Below are 17,127 nucleotides of genomic sequence, written 5' to 3'. Positions count from 1 at the left end.
GCCGTACCCGTGACAAGAACAGTCATAATTTCCGCACCATTCAAATGCAAAACGCCCCGGCCTTTTTAAAGCCGGGGCGTTGCTAAAACCAGTGCTCGGTTGCGGACCGATCAGCCCTTCTTGGGCAGCAGCGCCCAGATGGCCGGAACGGCGGCAGCGGCAAGTGCCACCTTGATCAGGTCCGGCACGATGAACGGCACGACGCCAAACTGCCAGGACTTCTCAGCACCGATGAGCAGCGAAAGCCACGAGAAGCCGAGTGCCATCATGACGATTTCGGCGACGAGCATGGCGCCAAGCATCTTGACGATGCTGCGGCCCCAGCCGCGGTCGACGGCCCAGCCAACGATTGCCGCCATGGCAACGAAGCCCAGGAGATAGCCGCCGGTCGAGCCGAGCATATAGGCAATGCCGAGGCCCTTTTCAGGCGTGCTCTGGAACACCGGATAACCCATGGCGCCCTGCGCCATATAGAGCAGCAGCGTCGCCACGCCGAGGCGGAGGCCGTAGGCTGCGCCGATGCCGAGCACGACGAGCGTCTGCAGCGACATGTCGACTGGTCCGAGCACGACCTTGGTCTTGGCCGAAGCGATGAGAAGCATCGAACCCGCGACAGCCAGCAGGAGCTGGGTCGCCAGGCGCATCGCACCCTTTTCGGGCAGCGCCGCGGAAACGAGCGCGGTGGAACTGGATGCAACGGCCATGTAAATCCCCTTGTGGTATGCGCGCCGAGGCACGCCAGATGTTGTTTTCCCTATATTGTCTTCCGTGCTAAGCGGCAAACGAATTTGCCGTTTGCTCTTCGGACCCACAGATATCGGCTGGCCATGTCTCTTGATTTCGACAAACGCTTCGAACCCGCCTACGGCCAGCCTGTCGCTGTCGCGGATAGCATCGTGCGGGTCACCGCCAACAATCCGAGCGCCTTCACCTTCCACGGCACCAACAGCTATATCATCGGCCACGACACGCTTGCGATCCTCGATCCCGGCCCTGACGATGATGCCCATCTCGAGGCGCTGGTCCGCGCCATTGCTGGCCGTCCGGTCAGCCACATATTCGTCAGCCACACCCATCGCGACCACTCGCCCCTCGCCGCCCGATTGAAGGCGCTGACCGGGGCTATGACCGTCGCCGAAGGGCCGCATCGCTCGGCGCGCCCGCTGCGAATCGGCGAAGTTGCCCCGCTCGACGCCAGCAGTGATACCGATTTCGTTCCCGACGTGGTCGTCGGCGATGGCCAGGTCATCGATGGCGACGGCTGGCGCATGCGCGCGGTGCTGACACCGGGCCATGCGGCGAATCACGCGGCGTTTGCGCTCGAAGGCACTGGCATCCTGTTTTCGGCCGACCACGTCATGGCATGGTCGACCTCGATCGTTGCACCGCCCGACGGGGCGATGTCAGACTACATGGCCTCGCTCGAAAAACTCATCAAACGGGACGACCAACTCTACCTGCCCGGCCATGGCGGCCCGGTCTTGGCACCGCAAAAATTCGTGCGCGGGCTGAAGGCGCACCGCGAAATGCGTGAACGGGCGATCATGGAGCGCCTGATCGCCGGCGACCGCACGATTCCCGATATCGTGCGGGCGATCTATCGTGACACCGACCCCAGGCTTTATGGTGCAGCCGGCCTGTCGGTGCTCGCCCATCTCGAAGATCTAGTCGGGCGCGGCGAGGTGCTCAGCAGGGAAGCGCCGGCGATCGACAGCATCTATTCCCCAGTCAAATAGCCTATTGCTCCGGCGTCGTGCTCGTCGCTGTTCCGGCCTGATTGGCGATCTCCTGATCGAGTTCGGTCAGGAAACCGATGATGCGCTCGGCATTGTCGCCGAGGTCATGGCGGCCGTAGCGCGAGGCGGAGCGCATGTCGACGAAGGTCGAGTCGCCGTCATCCACCAGCCGGATCACCACGTCGGAGGGCAAAGCGAGAATGTAGGTGCGCGCAACAGCTTCGATGTCGACCTCGCCAATTGCCTGGTCGACGGCGGGTGGCGGCACGACGATCTCCCAGCCTTGCGGCGCCAAAACTGCATTCACGCTGTCAAGAACGCGGTCGAGCGACAGGTCGTAGCGCCGGCCGGCAACCAGCGGGTAAGCCTGTGCTTGCAACGCGCGTTCCCCTGCCGTCGACGGCTCCAGCCGATTCATGGCCGGCGTGCGCAACGACATCGCCGCCGTTAATGCGGGCGGGTCTTCGACATCGGTCGAGATGTCGCGGAGCATGGGCATGGTGGCGATCTGGTAAGCTATGAAACCAAAGGGCGCGAGCACGGCCAGCCCCAGCAAGGCGCCGACAGTCAGGTCGTGTCCACCCCGGTCGCCGAATTTCCACAACCGCGAAAATGCAAGACCCGAGAGCAGCAACGCCAAGGCGGCCAGCAATGCGACAATGCCGAGAACCCAGAAAAAGGCAGTGGTGTCGACAAGACCGCGACGATGGCCGAGCACGGCGGTGATCAGCAAAACGGCCGAGAAGGATGCCATGCCCCGAGACAGGCCAGCCGCGCGCGCGGTGCGCTGCTCAACATATCGCGTCTGAAACTCAACCATAAAACCCGTTACCCACCCTGCACCCAGCATCGCCGTCCCCACGGCATAGATCGCGACTGAATCAAACTAGAGCGTTTCCTTCGAGGGTTGAAGCGGAAAGGCGGCATGCGCCGCCGTCCCGCACATGAACCTGCTCAGGCGCCGGTGTCGGTGGGCAGCCGATAATCCTTGAATGTCTCGCGCAAAGCCATCTTCTGGATCTTGCCGGTTGCTGTGTGAGGGATCTCGTCGACGAAGGCGACATCGTCCGGCATCCACCACTTGGCGACTTTGCCGTTGAGGAAAGCCAAAATGTCGGTCTTGTCAGGCTCCCTGCCCTGCTTGCGCACGATCACCATCAGCGGGCGCTCGTCCCAGCGCGAATGCTTGATGGCTATCACCGCGGCCTCCTGGACGTCGGGATGACCGATGGCGAGATTTTCGAGTTCGATGCTGGAAATCCACTCGCCGCCCGACTTGATCACGTCCTTGGAACGATCGGTGATCTGCATGTAGCCGTTGGTGTCGATATGGGCGACATCGCCGGTGTCGAACCAGTCGTCGGCGTCGAACTGCCCGGCGCTGGCGCCGCCGAAATAGGAGGCTGAAACCGCTGGACCGCGCACCTTGAGCCGACCGAAGGTCTTGCCATCCCAGGGCAGTTCGTTGTTGTCGTCGTCGGTGATCTTCATCTCGACGCCGAACGGCGTATAGCCCTGCTTCTGCTGGATGTTCAGCCGGTCACTGCCTTCGAGATCGTCATATTCCGGCTTGATGGAGCACAATGTGCCGAGCGGCGACATCTCGGTCATGCCCCAGGCGTGGATGACCTCGACGCCATAGTTGCGCTCGAACTTCTCAGTCACTGTACGTGGGCAGGCTGAGCCGCCGATCACCACCTTGTTGAGATGCGGCAATTTCTTGCCGGTCTCTTCGAGATGCTGCAGCAGCATCAGCCAGACCGTCGGCACAGCGGCCGTGAAGGTCACGCGTTCGGTGTCGAGCATTTCGTAGATCGAAGCTCCATCCATCTTGCCGCCCGGCATGACGAGTTTCGCGCCGACCATCGGCGTGCTCTGGGCTAGCCCCCAGGCATTGGCGTGGAACATCGGCACAACAGGCATGACGACGTCGCGGACCGAAATGCCCATCGCGTCTGGCATCACCGCGATCATGGCATGCAGCACGTTGGAACGGTGGCTGTAGACGACGCCCTTGGGATCGCCCGTCGTGCCTGAGGTGTAGCACATGCCGGCCGCCGCATGCTCGTCCAGCGCTTTCCAGGCATAGTCGCCATCGGCCTCGGCCAGCCACTCCTCGTAGGCCACGACATTGGGCAGCGCCGTTTGCGGCAAGTGGGCGGCGTCGGTCAGCACGATGATGCGCTTGAGCGACGGCACCTGCGGCGCGATCTTTTCCACCAGCGGCACAAAGGTCAGGTCGACGAACAGCGCCTGATCCTGCGCGTCGTTCATGATCCAGACCAGTTGCTCGGGGAAAAGGCGCGGGTTGAGCGTGTGGTAGACCCCACCCATGCCCATGATGCCGTACCACGCTTCCATGTGGCGGGCCGAATTCCAGGCAAGCGTGGCGATACGGTCGCCAACCCGGTAGCCGTCGCGCTCCAGCCGTTGCGCAATTTTTAGCGACCGTAGGCGCAACTCGGCATAGTTGGTCCGGACAATGGGCCCCTCGATCGACCTCGACACGATCTCGCGATGCGGGTGCTGGCGTGCAGCGTGGTCAATGATCTTGTGGCACAGCAGCGGCCATTCCTGCATCAGTCCAAGCATGTGGATCCTCCCAGATCATATCTGGCCATTCTGGTCGCAATACCTGTTTTGTCCAGCCTGACCAAAGTTCAGCCGAGCCGGCAAACCGCGGCGGCCATATTGCGGCCACGGTCGCGGTTAACCTTTATTACCGGCTGGTGTGGTGGGTAGAGTAATGTGAGGGATCACATGGATACGCAGCCGCGCGCGGAGGATGAAGTCCTGCCGCAGCATGAAACGCAATCTGAAGAGCATGTTGCCCCCAAGGAAGCCGATGCCGCTTCCGGCGTCCTGATGGCTGCCGACGAGGCCGATGGCGCTGACGAGCCAATCGTCGAAGCCACCGACGACCTTGAGCTGTCGGCGGAAGAACTGCTCGACGAAGCGGTCGGCACCGAGCCTGAAGCCCTGCTCGAGGACCTGCCCGAAACGGAAGCCGCCGAAGGGCAGGAGCGCGTCGCGGAAGAGACCGCCGACGAGCCGGCGTCTGTCGAACTTTCGGCCGATGAACTCCCCATCGAGGCTGTCGAGCGAATACAAGTCGAGGTTCCGGCCATGGCACCCAGCAACGTTTCGGAGGCTGAGTTTACCCAGATGGTCGACGACGCTTTGGAAGCTGTAGGCGGCATCCTTCTGTTCAAGATGCGCCTCGATGAAGACGGAGACGACAAGCATGTCGCCGCCGCTTCGATCGGCGATGGTGCCCGACGTCAGTTCCTGCTGCTTTCGCTTCCCGTCAGCGGCGGCAAGCTCAAGGTGGAATCGGCCTCGCGCAGCACCAACCCTCTGGCCAAGCTCGCCGTAGCCTATGTCGGGGTGGTCGAAGCGTTCCATGCCGCTGCCTGAGCCATTGCAGCGCCTTGCGCGTCCAAAAGGGCGCGCAATATCTTAGTTCGTCGTGCCGTCCGTGCCATCGTCGTCAACATCGTCGAGCCGCACGAAGGCGTAGCCTTTTTCCTTGAGCTTCAGTAGCCCCTTGACTAGGCCGCCGCCGGCAGCGTGCGTGGGTTGGTTGATGTGCGCGATGATGACGTCGCCGTCCTTGGCTGAAGAAACGCGACGTTCGGTTTCGCGCGCGCCAAGCAACGAACCGCCGTCGCCATTGATCGAATAGCCGGCGATCCTGAAGCCAAGCCCACGGATCAGCGCTATGGAGGTCGGGCTGTATTGCGCGGTCGCACCGCGAAACCATTTTGGCGCCCGTCCGCCGTGATCGGTCAGCGCCAGCGCGCCGGCCTCGACCTCGGCCAGAACAGCCTCGGCACTGCCAGCACTTTTCAGCCCATAGATGCTGCGGGGCGTATCGACAGCCGGAATGTGCCTGGCGCCGTGGTTTTCGAGCTCGAACAGCTCTGGATGCGCCTTCATGATCGCCAAGGCTTCGGCGTTCCGCTTCAGCCACATACCGGTGACGAAGATCGTCGCCGGTATCTTGTTGTCGACGAGCGCGGAGAGGACGCGTGCATCGGTCTTGCCGCCGCATGCATCGAGCGTCAGTGCGACGCGTGGGCTGGATTCGCCGGACGGCTTGAGATGCAATCGGGGTTCGAGCAACGCAGCCGAAGCTGAAGAACTCACCAGCGCCGCAAGGCCGACGCCAATCAAAAACCTGCCAAGCATACGCATGCGAATTTCCGGGTATTGCTGTCTCGAACTGCGGCCACTGGCGCCTCAAATCTGGCGCCATGATGACGGCTGAGGCTATTTTGCCGTGGCGCCGGCCAGAACCCTGGCACGCAATACCCTACGCGAGTTGCCTACGTAGGGTATATTTTGTACCCTACGCTAAAGATTGGTGTAGGGTATTGTCATGCGCTTTCCGCTCTCTGCTCACACTGCGTATCAGGACCTTCTCGAAGCCCACCGAATGCGCGACGTGAAGTCCATCGCCGGGTCTCCATTCCTCAAGGAGCTTCCTCAGGGCAAATATTGGTACGCCCGGCAAAGAATTGGTGACAAGCCGGTCGATCGCTACATCGGCCCTGACAGTGAAGACCTTCGTCAGCGCATTGCAYGCATGCGGGAGGATATCGAAGACGACAAGAGCTTTGAACGGCACTGTGCGTTGCTGGTCGCTCAGCTGCGTGCTGCCGGACTCGTTACTGTTGATCGCCAAACCGGTAGCATCCTGAACGCGATGGCGAAAGTTGGCGTGTTTCGCCTCGGTGGAACGCTTGTTGGGACACACGCGTTCCGCCTCTACGGTGCCGAACTGGGATTTGCCTTTTCAGGCACACTCGCAGTTACACAGGACGTCGACATCGCCGCATTCGAAAACCTCAAACTGGCGATCGACGACAAGGTCGATCCATCTCTCGCTGAAACGTTCAAATCCCTGTCTTTGGAACCTGCTCCCGGCCTGGCCCCGAAAGGAAGGTCCACGCGGTGGCGCTTGAAAGGCGGCGGAGCGATGGTCGACTTCCTGGCCCCTCGCATGCAAAGCAAAAGCGAGATCGTCAGGCTAGAACCGCTGAACGTCTACGCGCAGACGCTTCCGTTCCTGAACTTCCTGATCGCTGAGCCGATACCAGCCGTGGCGTTATATCGGAGCGGCGTGCTGGTTCAGATACCGAAACCCGAACGTTATGCCGTACACAAGCTTATTGTCGCCCAAAGGCGAACCGGGCCAGGCTTGGCCAAAGTCGCAAAAGACCTGGCCCAAGCCGAAAGGCTGATCCGCGTCCTGGTGGAGGATCGCCCACAGGAACTGGCAATTGCTTATGAGACCGCTCTGGGCAACGGAACGAAGTGGCGCGAAGCCATCAACGCATCGCTAAAGCAGCGGCCCGAAATCGGCCGCCTGCTTTGCCAGGTCACCTGATGCCGCTGGTTATACCCAATTTGCGAAATGGGTATAACCAACCGCCTTCGCCTACCGCTTCGCCTTCACCGCGGCCTGTGCCGCCGCCAAACGTGCGATCGGCACGCGGAACGGCGAGCACGAGACATAGTCGAGGCCGACGCTTTCGCAGAAGTGGATCGAAGCCGGGTCGCCGCCGTGTTCGCCGCAGATGCCGAGCTTGATCTCAGGCCGCGTCGCCCTGCCCTTTTCCGCAGCGATCTTCACCAGTTCGCCCACGCCCTCGATGTCGAGCGAGACGAACGGGTCCTGCTCGATGATGCCCTTCTGGCGATAGGTCTCGAGGAAGGACGCCGCATCGTCGCGCGAGATGCCGAAGGTCGTCTGCGTCAGGTCGTTGGTGCCGAAGGAGAAGAATTCGGCCGCCTCGGCAATGACATGCGCGCGGATCGCCGCACGCGGCAGCTCGATCATCGTGCCGACGAGATAGTCGATGTTGACGCCTGTTTCCTGCATGACGCTTTTGGCAACCGCATCGATGCGGGCCTTGACGTAGTCGAGTTCCTTCATCAGGCCGACCAGCGGCACCATGATTTCGGGCACCACAGGGCTTCCGGTCTTCTTGCCGGCTTCGACCGCCGCCTCGAAGATGGCGCGCGCCTGCATCTCGGCGATCTCCGGATAGGAGACGGCGAGACGGCAGCCGCGATGGCCAAGCATCGGGTTGAACTCGTGCAGCGCTTCGGTGCGTTGGCGCAGCTTGTCGGCCGGCACGTTCATCGCGGCGGCGACTTCGGCGATTTCGTCCTCGGTCTTGGGTAGGAACTCGTGCAGCGGCGGGTCGAGCAGGCGAATCGTCACCGGCAGGCCGGCCATGATCTCAAACAGTTCGATGAAATCCGAACGCTGCATCGGCAACAGCTTGTCGAGGGCCGTGCGCCTGTCCTTTTCGATGTCGGCGAGGATCATCTCGCGCATGGCAACGATGCGATCGCCATCGAAGAACATGTGCTCGGTACGGCAAAGGCCGATGCCTTCGGCACCGAACGAACGCGCCATGCGCGCATCTGCCGGCGTTTCGGCATTGGTGCGCACCTTCATGCGGCGCGCCGCATCGGCCCATTCCATGATCGCAGCGAAATCACCGGAAAGTTCCGGCTGCAGCATCGGCACCGTGCCCTTCAGCACCTGTCCGGTGGAGCCGTCGATGGTGATGATGTCGCCCTTGCGGAAAGTGTGGCCCATGGTGATCAGCGTGCCCGCGCGGTAGTCGACGCGCAGCGATCCGGCACCCGACACGCAAGGCTTGCCCATGCCACGCGCAACCACCGCCGCGTGGCTGGTCATGCCACCGCGCGTCGTCAGGATGCCTTCGGAGGCATGCATGCCGTGGATGTCCTCGGGGCTGGTCTCGATGCGCACCAGGATGACCTTGCGCCCGGCCGACTTCAGTTCCTCGGCCTCGTCGGACGAGAACACGATCTCGCCAGTAGCAGCACCTGGCGACGCCGGCAGGCCGACCGCGATGACCTCGCGCTGCGCCTTGGGGTCGATGGTCGGGTGCAGCAGCTGGTCGAGCGAGGACGGGTCGATCCGGCAGATCGCCTCGTCCTTGGTGATCAGCCCCTCGCCAGCCATCTCGGCGGCGATCCTGAGCGCTGCCTTGGCAGTGCGCTTGCCCGAACGTGTCTGCAGCATCCACAGCTTGCCGCGCTCGATGGTGAATTCGAGATCCTGCATGTCGCGGTAGTGCTGTTCGAGGCGATTGGAGATCGCAACGAACGTGTTGAACGCCTCCGGCATCAGCTTCTGCAGCGAGGGCTTGTCTGAGCCAGCGGCAATGCGTGCTGCTTCGGTGATGTTCTGCGGCGTGCGGATGCCGGCAACCACGTCCTCGCCCTGCGCGTTCACCAGGAACTCGCCATAGAGCATCTTGTCGCCGGTCGATGGATTGCGGGTGAAGGCAACGCCGGTGGCCGACGTATCGCCCATGTTGCCGAACACCATGGCCTGCACATTGACCGCAGTGCCCCAGCTCTCGGGAATATCGTGCAGGCGGCGATAGGTGATCGCGCGATGGTTCATCCAGCTTGAGAACACCGCGCCGATGGCGCCCCATAACTGCTCGTGCGGATCCTGCGGGAACGAGCGTCCAAGCTCCTCTTCGACCTTGGCCTTGTACAGCGCGATGACCGCCTGCCACTGCGTGGCGGTGAACTCGGTGTCGAGTTCGTAGCCCAGACGCGCCTTTTCCTCCTCAAGCAGTTCCTCGAACACTTCGTGATCGAGCCCGAGAACGACATCGGAATACATGGTGATGAAGCGGCGGTAGCTGTCATAGGCAAAACGCGCATCGCCGGCATCGATAGCCAGCGCCTCGACGGTAACATCGTTGAGGCCGAGATTGAGCACTGTGTCCATCATGCCCGGCATCGAGGCGCGTGCGCCCGAGCGCACCGAAACCAGCAGCAGGCTTTTGGGATCGCCGAAACGACGGCCGGTGATCGCACCTATATGGTCGAGTGCCGAGCGAACATCGGCTTCCAGCGTTTCAGGATAGCTGCTGCCATTGCCATAATACCAGTTGCAGGCAGCCGTGGTGATGGTGAAGCCGGGCGGAACCGGCAGGCCGAGACTGCACATCTCGGCGAGATTCGCCCCCTTGCCACCGAGCAGGTTGCGGTCGCTCGCGCGCCCCTCCGCTGCACCGTCGCCAAACCTGTAAACCCACTTGGTCATGCCGTCTCCTCGCCGACTGAGTGTGGAGCAAGACGGTGGCTGCCGCCCGCTTCTGGGCCGAGCGATATGATGCTGCGCTGCGAAAGGCAAGGCGCAGTTCGGCCGGGCAATGACCTACAATCGATTAATGAACCGGCGCTACGACACGCTTGCGGGCCTTGGCAGGCTCATATAGAACATATCGAGAACAACTTTGGAGACGACAATGCGCAAGACCGGCAAGCTCGACTATATCGAAATGGCTGCGGTTGGCGGCACGCTCGACCATGTCAAATCCTTCTACAGCGCGGCCTTTGGCTGGACCTTCACCGACTACGGCCCCGACTATGCTGCATTCGCAGAAGGCCTCGACGGCGGGTTCCAGGCTCAAGTGCCAGCCAAGCCGCTGCCGATTCTCTATTCCGAAGCGCTGGAACAAACGCTTGCCGCGGTCGAAGAGGCCGGCGGTACGATCGTCAAACCGATCTTTTCTTTCCCCGGCGGGCGGCGTTTTCACTTCGTCGATCCAGGGGGCAACGAGCTCGCCGTCTGGGGCGAATAGTCAGCACATTCAGATAAGAAAAGCGGCAAAGGCGCGATTGTGCTTTTGCCGCGTACTGCATATAAGGCGGCGGTCGATTGACTCGCCTGCGGCTCATAGTTGTCAGCCAGCGGCTTGTTGGGGCGTCGCCAAGCGGTAAGGCATCGGTTTTTGGTACCGACATTCCCAGGTTCGAATCCTGGCGCCCCAGCCATATCTTTCCTGAAAATCTCCTTCGTTCTTCGCTGGCCGGCAGCAAAGTCGCCGACTATCAGGCGCACACCCAACCAATGCAAAAAAGGCCCCGGATTTCTCCGGAGCCTCTTCTCATTACGTCCCTAGCACGCCTCAGTGGTGAGCCGGTTCGGCCATCTGCTTGGCGTCGGGCTCCTCGACATGCGCGGCCAGGTCCTTGCGGGCGATGAAGGTATAAAACATCGGCACCACAAACAGGGTGAAGACCGTTCCGACGAGCACGCCGCAGAAGATCACCAGGCCCATCGAGTAACGCGCGGCAGCGCCAGCACCCGAAGCGAGGATCAGAGGCACGACGCCGAGCGCCATGGCGGCCGTTGTCATCAGGATCGGACGCAGGCGAACCTTGGCCGAAGCGATGATCGCCTCACGCCGCGACAGGCCGTGTTCCTCGCGCTGCTGGTTGGCGAATTCGACCAGCAGAATGCCGTGCTTGGTGATCAGTCCTATCAGTGTGATCAGGCCGACCTGGGTGTAGATGTTCAGCGTCCCGAGCCCGAGATTGAGCGGCACGATGGCACCGAAGATCGCTAGCGGCACCGACATCATGATGATGAGCGGGTCGCGGAAGCTCTCGAACTGTGCTGCCAGAACCAGGTAGATCACCACGATCGCCAGCGCAAAGGCGATCAGGATGGTATTTCCCTGTTCGCTTTCCAGACGCGATTGGCCGGAATAGTCGATGAAGAAGCCGGCCGGCAGCAGCGGCCGGGCGATATCCTCGATCGTCTTCAAGCCGTCGCCGGTGGTCACGCCGGGCACAGGCAGCGCCGAAATCGTCGCCGAGTTGAGCTGGTTGAACTGCTCGATCGAAGCAGGTGACGAGTTTGTCTTGATCGTCACCACAGCCGACAGAGGCACCATCTGGCCGTTGACGCTGCGGACGTAGAACTCGCCGAGCTTTTCAGGGTTGCCGCGATACTGATCAGGCACCTGCATGATGATGTCGTAGCTGTTGGAATCGCGATCGAACTGGGCGATCGAACCACCACCCACAAGCAGGCTCAGCGTCATGCCGATGTCGCGCACCGACAGGTTGAGCGCTGCGGCCCGGTCGCGGTCGATGGTCACCGTCACCTGCGGCGCGTCGAAGGACAGCGAGTTCTGCACGACGATGAAGCGACCCGAGGCCTGGGCCTTTGCCTTGATTTGCTCAGCCACCTCGAAGACCTGGCTCGGATCGCCTGTCGACTGGACGACGACCGAAATCGGCAGGCCGCCGCCGGCACCCGGCAAGGACGGAGGCGCAAAGACCAGTGCTTCAACGCCGCTGACCTTGGACAGGCGCGCCTGGATATCCGCCTGAATCTCCTTTTGCGAACGCGAACGGTCGGACCAATCCTTGAGTGCCCAAACGGAGAAGCCCGAATTGGTGGCGCCGCCCATGCCGACGATGGAGAAGTTGGTCTTCAGCTCAGGCAGATCCTTGGTCAGATCGCGGATCTGGTCGGTGTAGAGACTTGTATATTCGGATGTTGCGTAGCGCGGCGCAGTCACCAGCGCGAACAATGCGCCGGAATCTTCTTCAGGCGCCAGCTCATTCGACGTCTTGAAGAACATGAAGGCGGTGACCGAAACAAGCGCGATGACGATCAGCAACGTCACGGGACGATAGTTGAGCGAGCCCGACACCAGCCGCTCGTAGCGGTTGGCGATGCGCTCGAACGTACGGTCGACGAACTTTGCAAACCGGCTGTGGTTGCCGGCCTTCAACATCCGCGCCGACATCATCGGGGTGATCGTCACGGCGATGAAGCCGGAGAGGATGACAGCGCCGGCAAGCGTGACCGCAAACTCGCGGAACAGCGACCCGGTCAGGCCTCCGGTGAACATGAGCGGGGCGAACACCGCAGCGAGCGTGATGGTCATGGCGACCACCGGGCCGAAGATCTCGCGCATGCCCTTGAATGCCGCCTGCATCGGCGACATGCCGTCTTCGATGTGTCGATGGATATTTTCCACCACCACGATGGCGTCGTCGACCACCAGGCCGATCGCCAGAACCATGGCCAGCAGCGACAGCAGGTTGATCGAATAGCCCATCATCAACAGGATGAAACAGACACCGATCAGCGACAGCGGAATGGTCACCACCGGCATCAGCACCGAGCGGAACGAGCCGAGGAACAGCAAGATCACGACGATGACGATCGCGACCGCCTCGGCGATGGTCTTGAACACCTCGTCGATCGACGCGCTGATCGTCTCGGTCGAGTCATAGACCATGGTGATGGTCATACCTTGCGGCAAACTCGCGCTGATCGCCGGCAACTCCTTGATCACCGCAGCAGCGGTGGTCAGCGGGTTGGCCGAAGGTGTCGGGAAGATGCCGATGAAGGTGCCCGGCTCGCCGTTGAAATTGACGACGGTATCGGTGCTTTCGGCCGCCAGCTCCACGCGGGCCACGTCACGCAACCTGACGACATCGCCATTGCTGGACTTGAGCGGCAGCTCGCCAAAGGCCTCTGGCGTCTGCAGCGTCGACTTCATGGTGATCGAATAGGCAACGTATTCGTTCTTGGTCTTGCCCGGTGCGGACAGGAAGTTGGACGCATTGATCGCCTGAAGAACCTCAGGGGCCGTCAGACCGCGCGCTGCGAGCTTGATCGGATCGATCCATACCCGCATCGAGTATTTGGCCGCACCCAGGACCTGCACCTCGGCCACGCCCTCGATGGTCGAGACGCGTGGACGGATGACGCGCTCGATATACTCGGTCAGTTGCTCGGCGGTCATGTTGGGGTTCTGCATCGCCAGATACATGATGGCGAACTGCATGCCCGTGCCCTTGACGATCGTCGGATCCTCGGCGTCGGTCGGCAGTTGCCCGCGCACCTGCTGGACCTTGGACATGACCTCGGTCAGCGCCGTATCCGGATTGGAGCCAAGCTCCATCTGTACGGTCACGGTGCTCGACGAAGGGCTGCTCTGCGAGGTGACGTAGTCAATGTTCTCGGTGGTCGCCACCGCAGCAGCGATCGGTGCTGTGATGAAGCCCTGGATGAGGTCCGCACTCGCGCCCGGATAAACGGTGGAGATGGTGATCACCGTCTCCTCGACCTTCGGATATTGCCGGACAGACAGGTTGAACAGCCCCTGGAAACCCAGGAGCAGGATCATGAGCGCTACGACCGTCGAAAGGACGGGACGGCGGATGAAGATGTCAGAGAAACTCATTTGGCAGCTGCCTTCGCATCGGTCGAGGCAACGGGAGAGACCGTGTTGTCGACCTTGACCGGGGTGCCGTTGGAGAGCCTGTTTTGTCCGGCAACGACGAGTTCGTCACCGAAGGAAACACCTTGCGTTATCTCGACGCGGCCTTCCGAACGACGGCCAACCTTGACGAAGATCTGCTTGACCACGAGCGCTGGCTCGGCCTGTTCCTTGGCCGGCGCGGCGGCTGCTCCGGAAGCTTCGGCCGTCTCTGCAGGTTTCACCACATAGACAAAATCACCGTAGAGGCTGGTGGTCAGGGCTGTCAGCGGTACGGCTACGACACCGTCTTCCTCGGGAAGCACGACACGCACGCGCACGAACTGGCCCGGGCTCAGCTTGCCATCGGGGTTGTCGATTTTCGCGCGGACAGAAACGAGGCGGCTTTGCGGGTCGACCTTCGGATCGATGCCGACCACCGAACCAATGAACGGCATTTCGGCGTCAGTGACACCGAAACGCACAGGCTGGCCGATCTTCAAAAGGCCAAGCTGCTGCTCGGGAATGGCGAAATCCGCCCGCATCGTGTCGATGTCCTGAAGCGTCGCCACGATGGTCCCTGGCTGGAGATATTGACCGACGTCGACCTTCGGAATGCCGATCGTGCCGGAGAACGGCGCGCGCAATTGCTTCTGGTCGAGCACCGCCTGCAGCTTCTCGACTTGCGAGGCCGAGGTGGACGCAGCCGCGCTAGCCGAGTCGCGTACGACATCGGAGCCGACACCGCGCTGCTGCAAGGCAACTGCCCTTTCAAACAACTGCTTGTCGAGCGCTGCCTGCGTCTTGGCGGCGGCCAGGTCTGCCTGCTGCACGCTGTCGTCGAGCTGAATGAGCACGTCGCCCTTGTTCACGCGCTGGTTTGCCGTGAACTTGATCTCCTTGACGATGCCAGTTGTTTCGACCGTGAGGTCGACACCTTGGGATGCAGCGACCGTGCCGATCGTTTCGATGCCGGGCGTCCAGGCAGCGGGCTCGACCTTGGCGGTCGCCACTGTGACTGATGCGACAGGCATGTTGGCGAAGAATTGCTGGATTGCATTGTCGCGGAACATGTTGAAACCAACGATGCCGCCGCAAACGACGACGAGCAATACGATCGCGATGATGAGACGCTTAATCAAAGGAGATCCCCAATCGGTAAGGAATCGGCACCAGGGCGGGCCGCAATGCACATGTTGGACTTTTTTCTTGGAAAGCCCAAGCGCGAGGGGCTTACTGTACCGGCTGGACGGTATTGTCAATCCACGATAATGTGATGCGAACGGAGACACCACCAATGTCGGGCCACAGACCAAGCTCTCGCGAAAAAATCCTCGCCGCCGCCGCGGAACTGGCGGATATCGTCGGCCCGGGCCACCTGTCGCTCGATGCTGTCGCCCAGCGCGCCGGCGTCTCCAAAGGCGGGCTCCTTTACAACTTCCCCACCAAAGCGAAGCTGATGCAGGCCCTGGTTCAGGACTATCTCAAAAGCTTCGAGGACGCGCTCGCGGCAAAGGCGGCCAGCAAAAGCAGTGATACGCCCGACAGCAGCCTTGCCGCCTACATCGAACTGTCCGCCGAGGAATGTGGACAGAAGCAGCCATCCGCGGYAGGCGTACTCGCGGCCCTTGCCGAAGACCCGGATTTCCTCAATCCCGTCAGGGATTTCAAGCGCCATCTGCTCGACCGCCTGAAGGCGGAAACGCCCGACCAAGCCAAGCTGATCGTGGCGTTTCTGGTCATAGAGGGGCTGCGTAGCATGAAGCTTTTCGACATGGACATACTCCATGAAGATGAACGCAACATGGCGATCTCTTATCTGCTCGCCGAAGCGGCTGTATGACAGGTCACAGATAACGTCATCAACCCGCGTTCACGATTTTCTCACTATACGTTGGGCAATTTTTGTGAGATTCAACCGCAGCATAAAACATCGTGCATTCGAACGCATGGCCATGCTGCCCAATGATCATGCGCTAATTTAGCGGTACACCCTTTAAGTGAGCCACTACATGACTTCGCCTTTGCCCGTCACGTTCGTCGTGACAGTGGATGTCGAAGCTGGGCCTCGTCGGAAATCGGCGCATGCACAGCTTTCAGCAATTGCCTGGCCTTTCGCCTTCGTCGAAGGGCTGACGCCACAATCCGCTGAAACCATTGACCTTTATGATCCGAAGCGAAACCGCAGGCGCTCGAAGCGCCCGCTTGCCCCGGCTGAAGTGGCGGCCTATGCCAGTCACCGCAAGGCGATGCGCGCATTCCTGGATACGGATGCAGCGATAGGACTGATCCTGGAGGACGACTTCCGCCTGCTCGAACCAGCCGCTTTCGCAGCGCGCGTCTCAGCACTCCAGACAGCGCCGGTCGAATGGGACATTCTCAAGCTCTTCGACTTCCAGGAGCGCCCGGTTGTGGAATCGGTTGGCGTAGCGGACATCTCGATCGTGTCGCATGGCAGCCCGACTGCTGGCATGGTCGGCTACCTGATCACACGGCGTGGCGCGGAGCGCATGCTCAGCCGGCCGACCGTCTACCGGCAGATCGACGAGGACATCAAGTTCTTCTGGGAACTGGACCTGCGGGTGCTGTCGGTTCAACCCAATCTCGTCACCGATGTCAGCCATGAGCTTGGCGGCAGCATGATCGAGGCGGAGCGCACGGAGATCAAGCAGCAGCGGCATTGGACGGTGTCGGTCAAAGGGCTAGGCCAGACAGTGCTGCGCCAGTTCAACTATCGCCGCTACCGCAAGCACTACGGCCTCAAGCTCAAAAACCCTTGAACCGCGGGGCTTAGCTCGCCTCGCGCAGGGCCTCGGCCGCCTGGAGGTCGACCGACACGAGCTGGCTCACGCCCTGCTCAGCCATAGTCACGCCAAACAGGCGGTTCATCCGCGCCATGGTGATCGGGTTGTGGGTGATGACGACAAAACGCGTCTCGGTCGACGCCGCCATCTCGTCCATCAGGTTGCAGAAGCGCTCGACATTGTGGTCGTCGAGCGGTGCATCGACCTCGTCGAGCACGCAGATCGGCGCCGGGTTGGTCAGGAACACGGCGAAGATCAGCGCCATTGCCGTCAGCGCCTGTTCGCCGCCTGACAAAAGCGTCATCGTCTGCGGCTTCTTGCCGGGCGGGCGGGCGAGGATTTCAAGTCCGGCTTCGAGCGGATCCTCCGACTCGATGAGCTGAAGCTCGGCAGTGCCGCCGCCGAACAGATGGGTGAACAGGCGCCTGAAATGGCCGTTGACCAGGTCGAACGCCGCCAGCAGGCGCTCGCGGCCCTCGCGGTTCAGCCCCTGGATGCCTTGCCGGAGCT

General features: G+C 61.5%; 14 protein-coding genes and 1 tRNA gene. 7 read left to right on the top strand and 8 right to left on the bottom strand.

Annotated features, from left to right (window positions below; genetic code table 11):
• Positions 1–110: 110 nt before the first annotated feature.
• Positions 111–704 (bottom strand): biotin transporter BioY, encoded by a 594-nt coding sequence (locus AC1DUU_RS07325; RefSeq protein WP_476782759.1) that lies wholly within the window; start codon positions 702–704, stop codon positions 111–113.
• 123 nt (positions 705–827) lie between these two features.
• On the opposite strand from AC1DUU_RS07325, the gene AC1DUU_RS07320 reads away from it, so the two are divergent.
• Positions 828–1,736: an MBL fold metallo-hydrolase gene (locus tag AC1DUU_RS07320; RefSeq protein WP_476782758.1), complete on the top strand. Its 909-nt coding sequence runs from the start codon at positions 828–830 to the stop codon at positions 1,734–1,736.
• Between the two features lies 1 nt (position 1,737).
• Here AC1DUU_RS07320 and AC1DUU_RS07315 read toward each other — a convergent pair whose 3' ends face one another.
• Together AC1DUU_RS07315 and AC1DUU_RS07310 are read right to left on the bottom strand one after the other, a co-directional pair.
• A complete protein-coding gene (locus tag AC1DUU_RS07315) occupies positions 1,738–2,556 on the bottom strand; it encodes a DUF1499 domain-containing protein (RefSeq protein WP_476782757.1) in 819 nt (272 codons plus the stop codon).
• Between the two features lie 134 nt (positions 2,557–2,690).
• On the bottom strand, positions 2,691–4,328 hold the full coding sequence (locus tag AC1DUU_RS07310; protein WP_476782756.1) for a long-chain-fatty-acid--CoA ligase: 1,638 nt from the start codon (positions 4,326–4,328) through the stop codon (positions 2,691–2,693).
• Positions 4,329–4,496: 168 nt separating this feature from the next.
• Between AC1DUU_RS07310 and AC1DUU_RS07305 the strand changes: the two genes are divergently transcribed.
• Positions 4,497–5,153, top strand: coding sequence for a hypothetical protein (locus AC1DUU_RS07305; RefSeq protein WP_476782755.1), 657 nt, complete (start codon positions 4,497–4,499; stop codon positions 5,151–5,153).
• Positions 5,154–5,195: 42 nt separating this feature from the next.
• Here the strand turns inward: AC1DUU_RS07305 and AC1DUU_RS07300 are convergent, their stop codons facing one another.
• Positions 5,196–5,933, bottom strand: a complete 738-nt coding sequence (locus AC1DUU_RS07300) for a polysaccharide deacetylase family protein (protein WP_476782754.1) — start codon at positions 5,931–5,933, stop codon at positions 5,196–5,198.
• A 184-nt stretch (positions 5,934–6,117) separates the two neighbouring features.
• On the opposite strand from AC1DUU_RS07300, the gene AC1DUU_RS07295 reads away from it, so the two are divergent.
• Positions 6,118–7,128 (top strand): nucleotidyltransferase family protein, encoded by a 1,011-nt coding sequence (locus AC1DUU_RS07295; RefSeq protein WP_476782753.1) that lies wholly within the window; start codon positions 6,118–6,120, stop codon positions 7,126–7,128.
• Positions 7,129–7,179: 51 nt separating this feature from the next.
• Here the strand turns inward: AC1DUU_RS07295 and ppdK are convergent, their stop codons facing one another.
• Complete coding sequence (ppdK, locus tag AC1DUU_RS07290; protein WP_476782752.1) at positions 7,180–9,846, bottom strand: pyruvate, phosphate dikinase; 2,667 nt, start codon at positions 9,844–9,846, stop codon at positions 7,180–7,182.
• Positions 9,847–10,051: 205 nt separating this feature from the next.
• Between ppdK and AC1DUU_RS07285 the strand changes: the two genes are divergently transcribed.
• Together AC1DUU_RS07285 and AC1DUU_RS07280 are read left to right on the top strand one after the other, a co-directional pair.
• On the top strand, positions 10,052–10,387 hold the full coding sequence (locus tag AC1DUU_RS07285; RefSeq protein WP_476782751.1) for a VOC family protein: 336 nt from the start codon (positions 10,052–10,054) through the stop codon (positions 10,385–10,387).
• A 118-nt stretch (positions 10,388–10,505) separates the two neighbouring features.
• Positions 10,506–10,580 (top strand) — tRNA-Gln (locus tag AC1DUU_RS07280).
• A 134-nt stretch (positions 10,581–10,714) separates the two neighbouring features.
• Here the strand turns inward: AC1DUU_RS07280 and AC1DUU_RS07275 are convergent.
• Both AC1DUU_RS07275 and AC1DUU_RS07270 read right to left on the bottom strand, forming a co-directional pair.
• Positions 10,715–13,798, bottom strand: a complete 3,084-nt coding sequence (locus AC1DUU_RS07275; protein ID WP_476782750.1) for an efflux RND transporter permease subunit — start codon at positions 13,796–13,798, stop codon at positions 10,715–10,717.
• On the bottom strand, positions 13,795–14,955 hold the full coding sequence (locus AC1DUU_RS07270) for an efflux RND transporter periplasmic adaptor subunit (RefSeq protein ID WP_476782749.1): 1,161 nt from the start codon (positions 14,953–14,955) through the stop codon (positions 13,795–13,797). Before AC1DUU_RS07270 ends, AC1DUU_RS07275 begins: the two co-directional genes overlap by 4 nt.
• A gap of 155 nt (positions 14,956–15,110) precedes the next feature.
• On the opposite strand from AC1DUU_RS07270, the gene AC1DUU_RS07265 reads away from it, so the two are divergent.
• Positions 15,111–15,656 (top strand): TetR/AcrR family transcriptional regulator, encoded by a 546-nt coding sequence (locus tag AC1DUU_RS07265; RefSeq protein WP_476782748.1) that lies wholly within the window; start codon positions 15,111–15,113, stop codon positions 15,654–15,656.
• A 169-nt stretch (positions 15,657–15,825) separates the two neighbouring features.
• On the top strand, positions 15,826–16,593 hold the full coding sequence (locus AC1DUU_RS07260; RefSeq protein ID WP_476782747.1) for a glycosyltransferase family 25 protein: 768 nt from the start codon (positions 15,826–15,828) through the stop codon (positions 16,591–16,593).
• Between the two features lie 10 nt (positions 16,594–16,603).
• Here AC1DUU_RS07260 and AC1DUU_RS07255 read toward each other — a convergent pair.
• Positions 16,604–17,127, bottom strand: a 524-nt coding sequence (locus tag AC1DUU_RS07255; RefSeq protein WP_476782746.1) for an AAA family ATPase, incomplete at its 5' end; no start/stop codon positions are given.

The sequence above is a fragment of the Aminobacter sp. P4_H6_2 genome (assembly GCF_056400805.1).
Note: the sequence above shows the minus strand (reverse complement) of the source record. Positions and strands in the feature narration are given on the sequence as shown.

Bases quoted from the DNA above. Each gene is read 5' to 3' on its own strand.
- AC1DUU_RS07325 (WP_476782759.1), bottom strand. From the start codon at position 704: ATGGCCGTTGCATCCAGTTCCACCGCGCTCGTTTCCGCGGCGCTGCCC.
- AC1DUU_RS07320 (WP_476782758.1), top strand. From the start codon at position 828: ATGTCTCTTGATTTCGACAAACGCTTCGAACCCGCCTACGGCCAGCCT.
- AC1DUU_RS07315 (WP_476782757.1), bottom strand. From the start codon at position 2,556: ATGGTTGAGTTTCAGACGCGATATGTTGAGCAGCGCACCGCGCGCGCG.
- AC1DUU_RS07310 (WP_476782756.1), bottom strand. From the start codon at position 4,328: ATGCTTGGACTGATGCAGGAATGGCCGCTGCTGTGCCACAAGATCATT.
- AC1DUU_RS07305 (WP_476782755.1), top strand. From the start codon at position 4,497: ATGGATACGCAGCCGCGCGCGGAGGATGAAGTCCTGCCGCAGCATGAA.
- AC1DUU_RS07300 (WP_476782754.1), bottom strand. From the start codon at position 5,933: ATGCGTATGCTTGGCAGGTTTTTGATTGGCGTCGGCCTTGCGGCGCTG.
- ppdK (WP_476782752.1), bottom strand. From the start codon at position 9,846: ATGACCAAGTGGGTTTACAGGTTTGGCGACGGTGCAGCGGAGGGGCGC.
- AC1DUU_RS07285 (WP_476782751.1), top strand. From the start codon at position 10,052: ATGCGCAAGACCGGCAAGCTCGACTATATCGAAATGGCTGCGGTTGGC.
- AC1DUU_RS07275 (WP_476782750.1), bottom strand. From the start codon at position 13,798: ATGAGTTTCTCTGACATCTTCATCCGCCGTCCCGTCCTTTCGACGGTC.
- AC1DUU_RS07260 (WP_476782747.1), top strand. From the start codon at position 15,826: ATGACTTCGCCTTTGCCCGTCACGTTCGTCGTGACAGTGGATGTCGAA.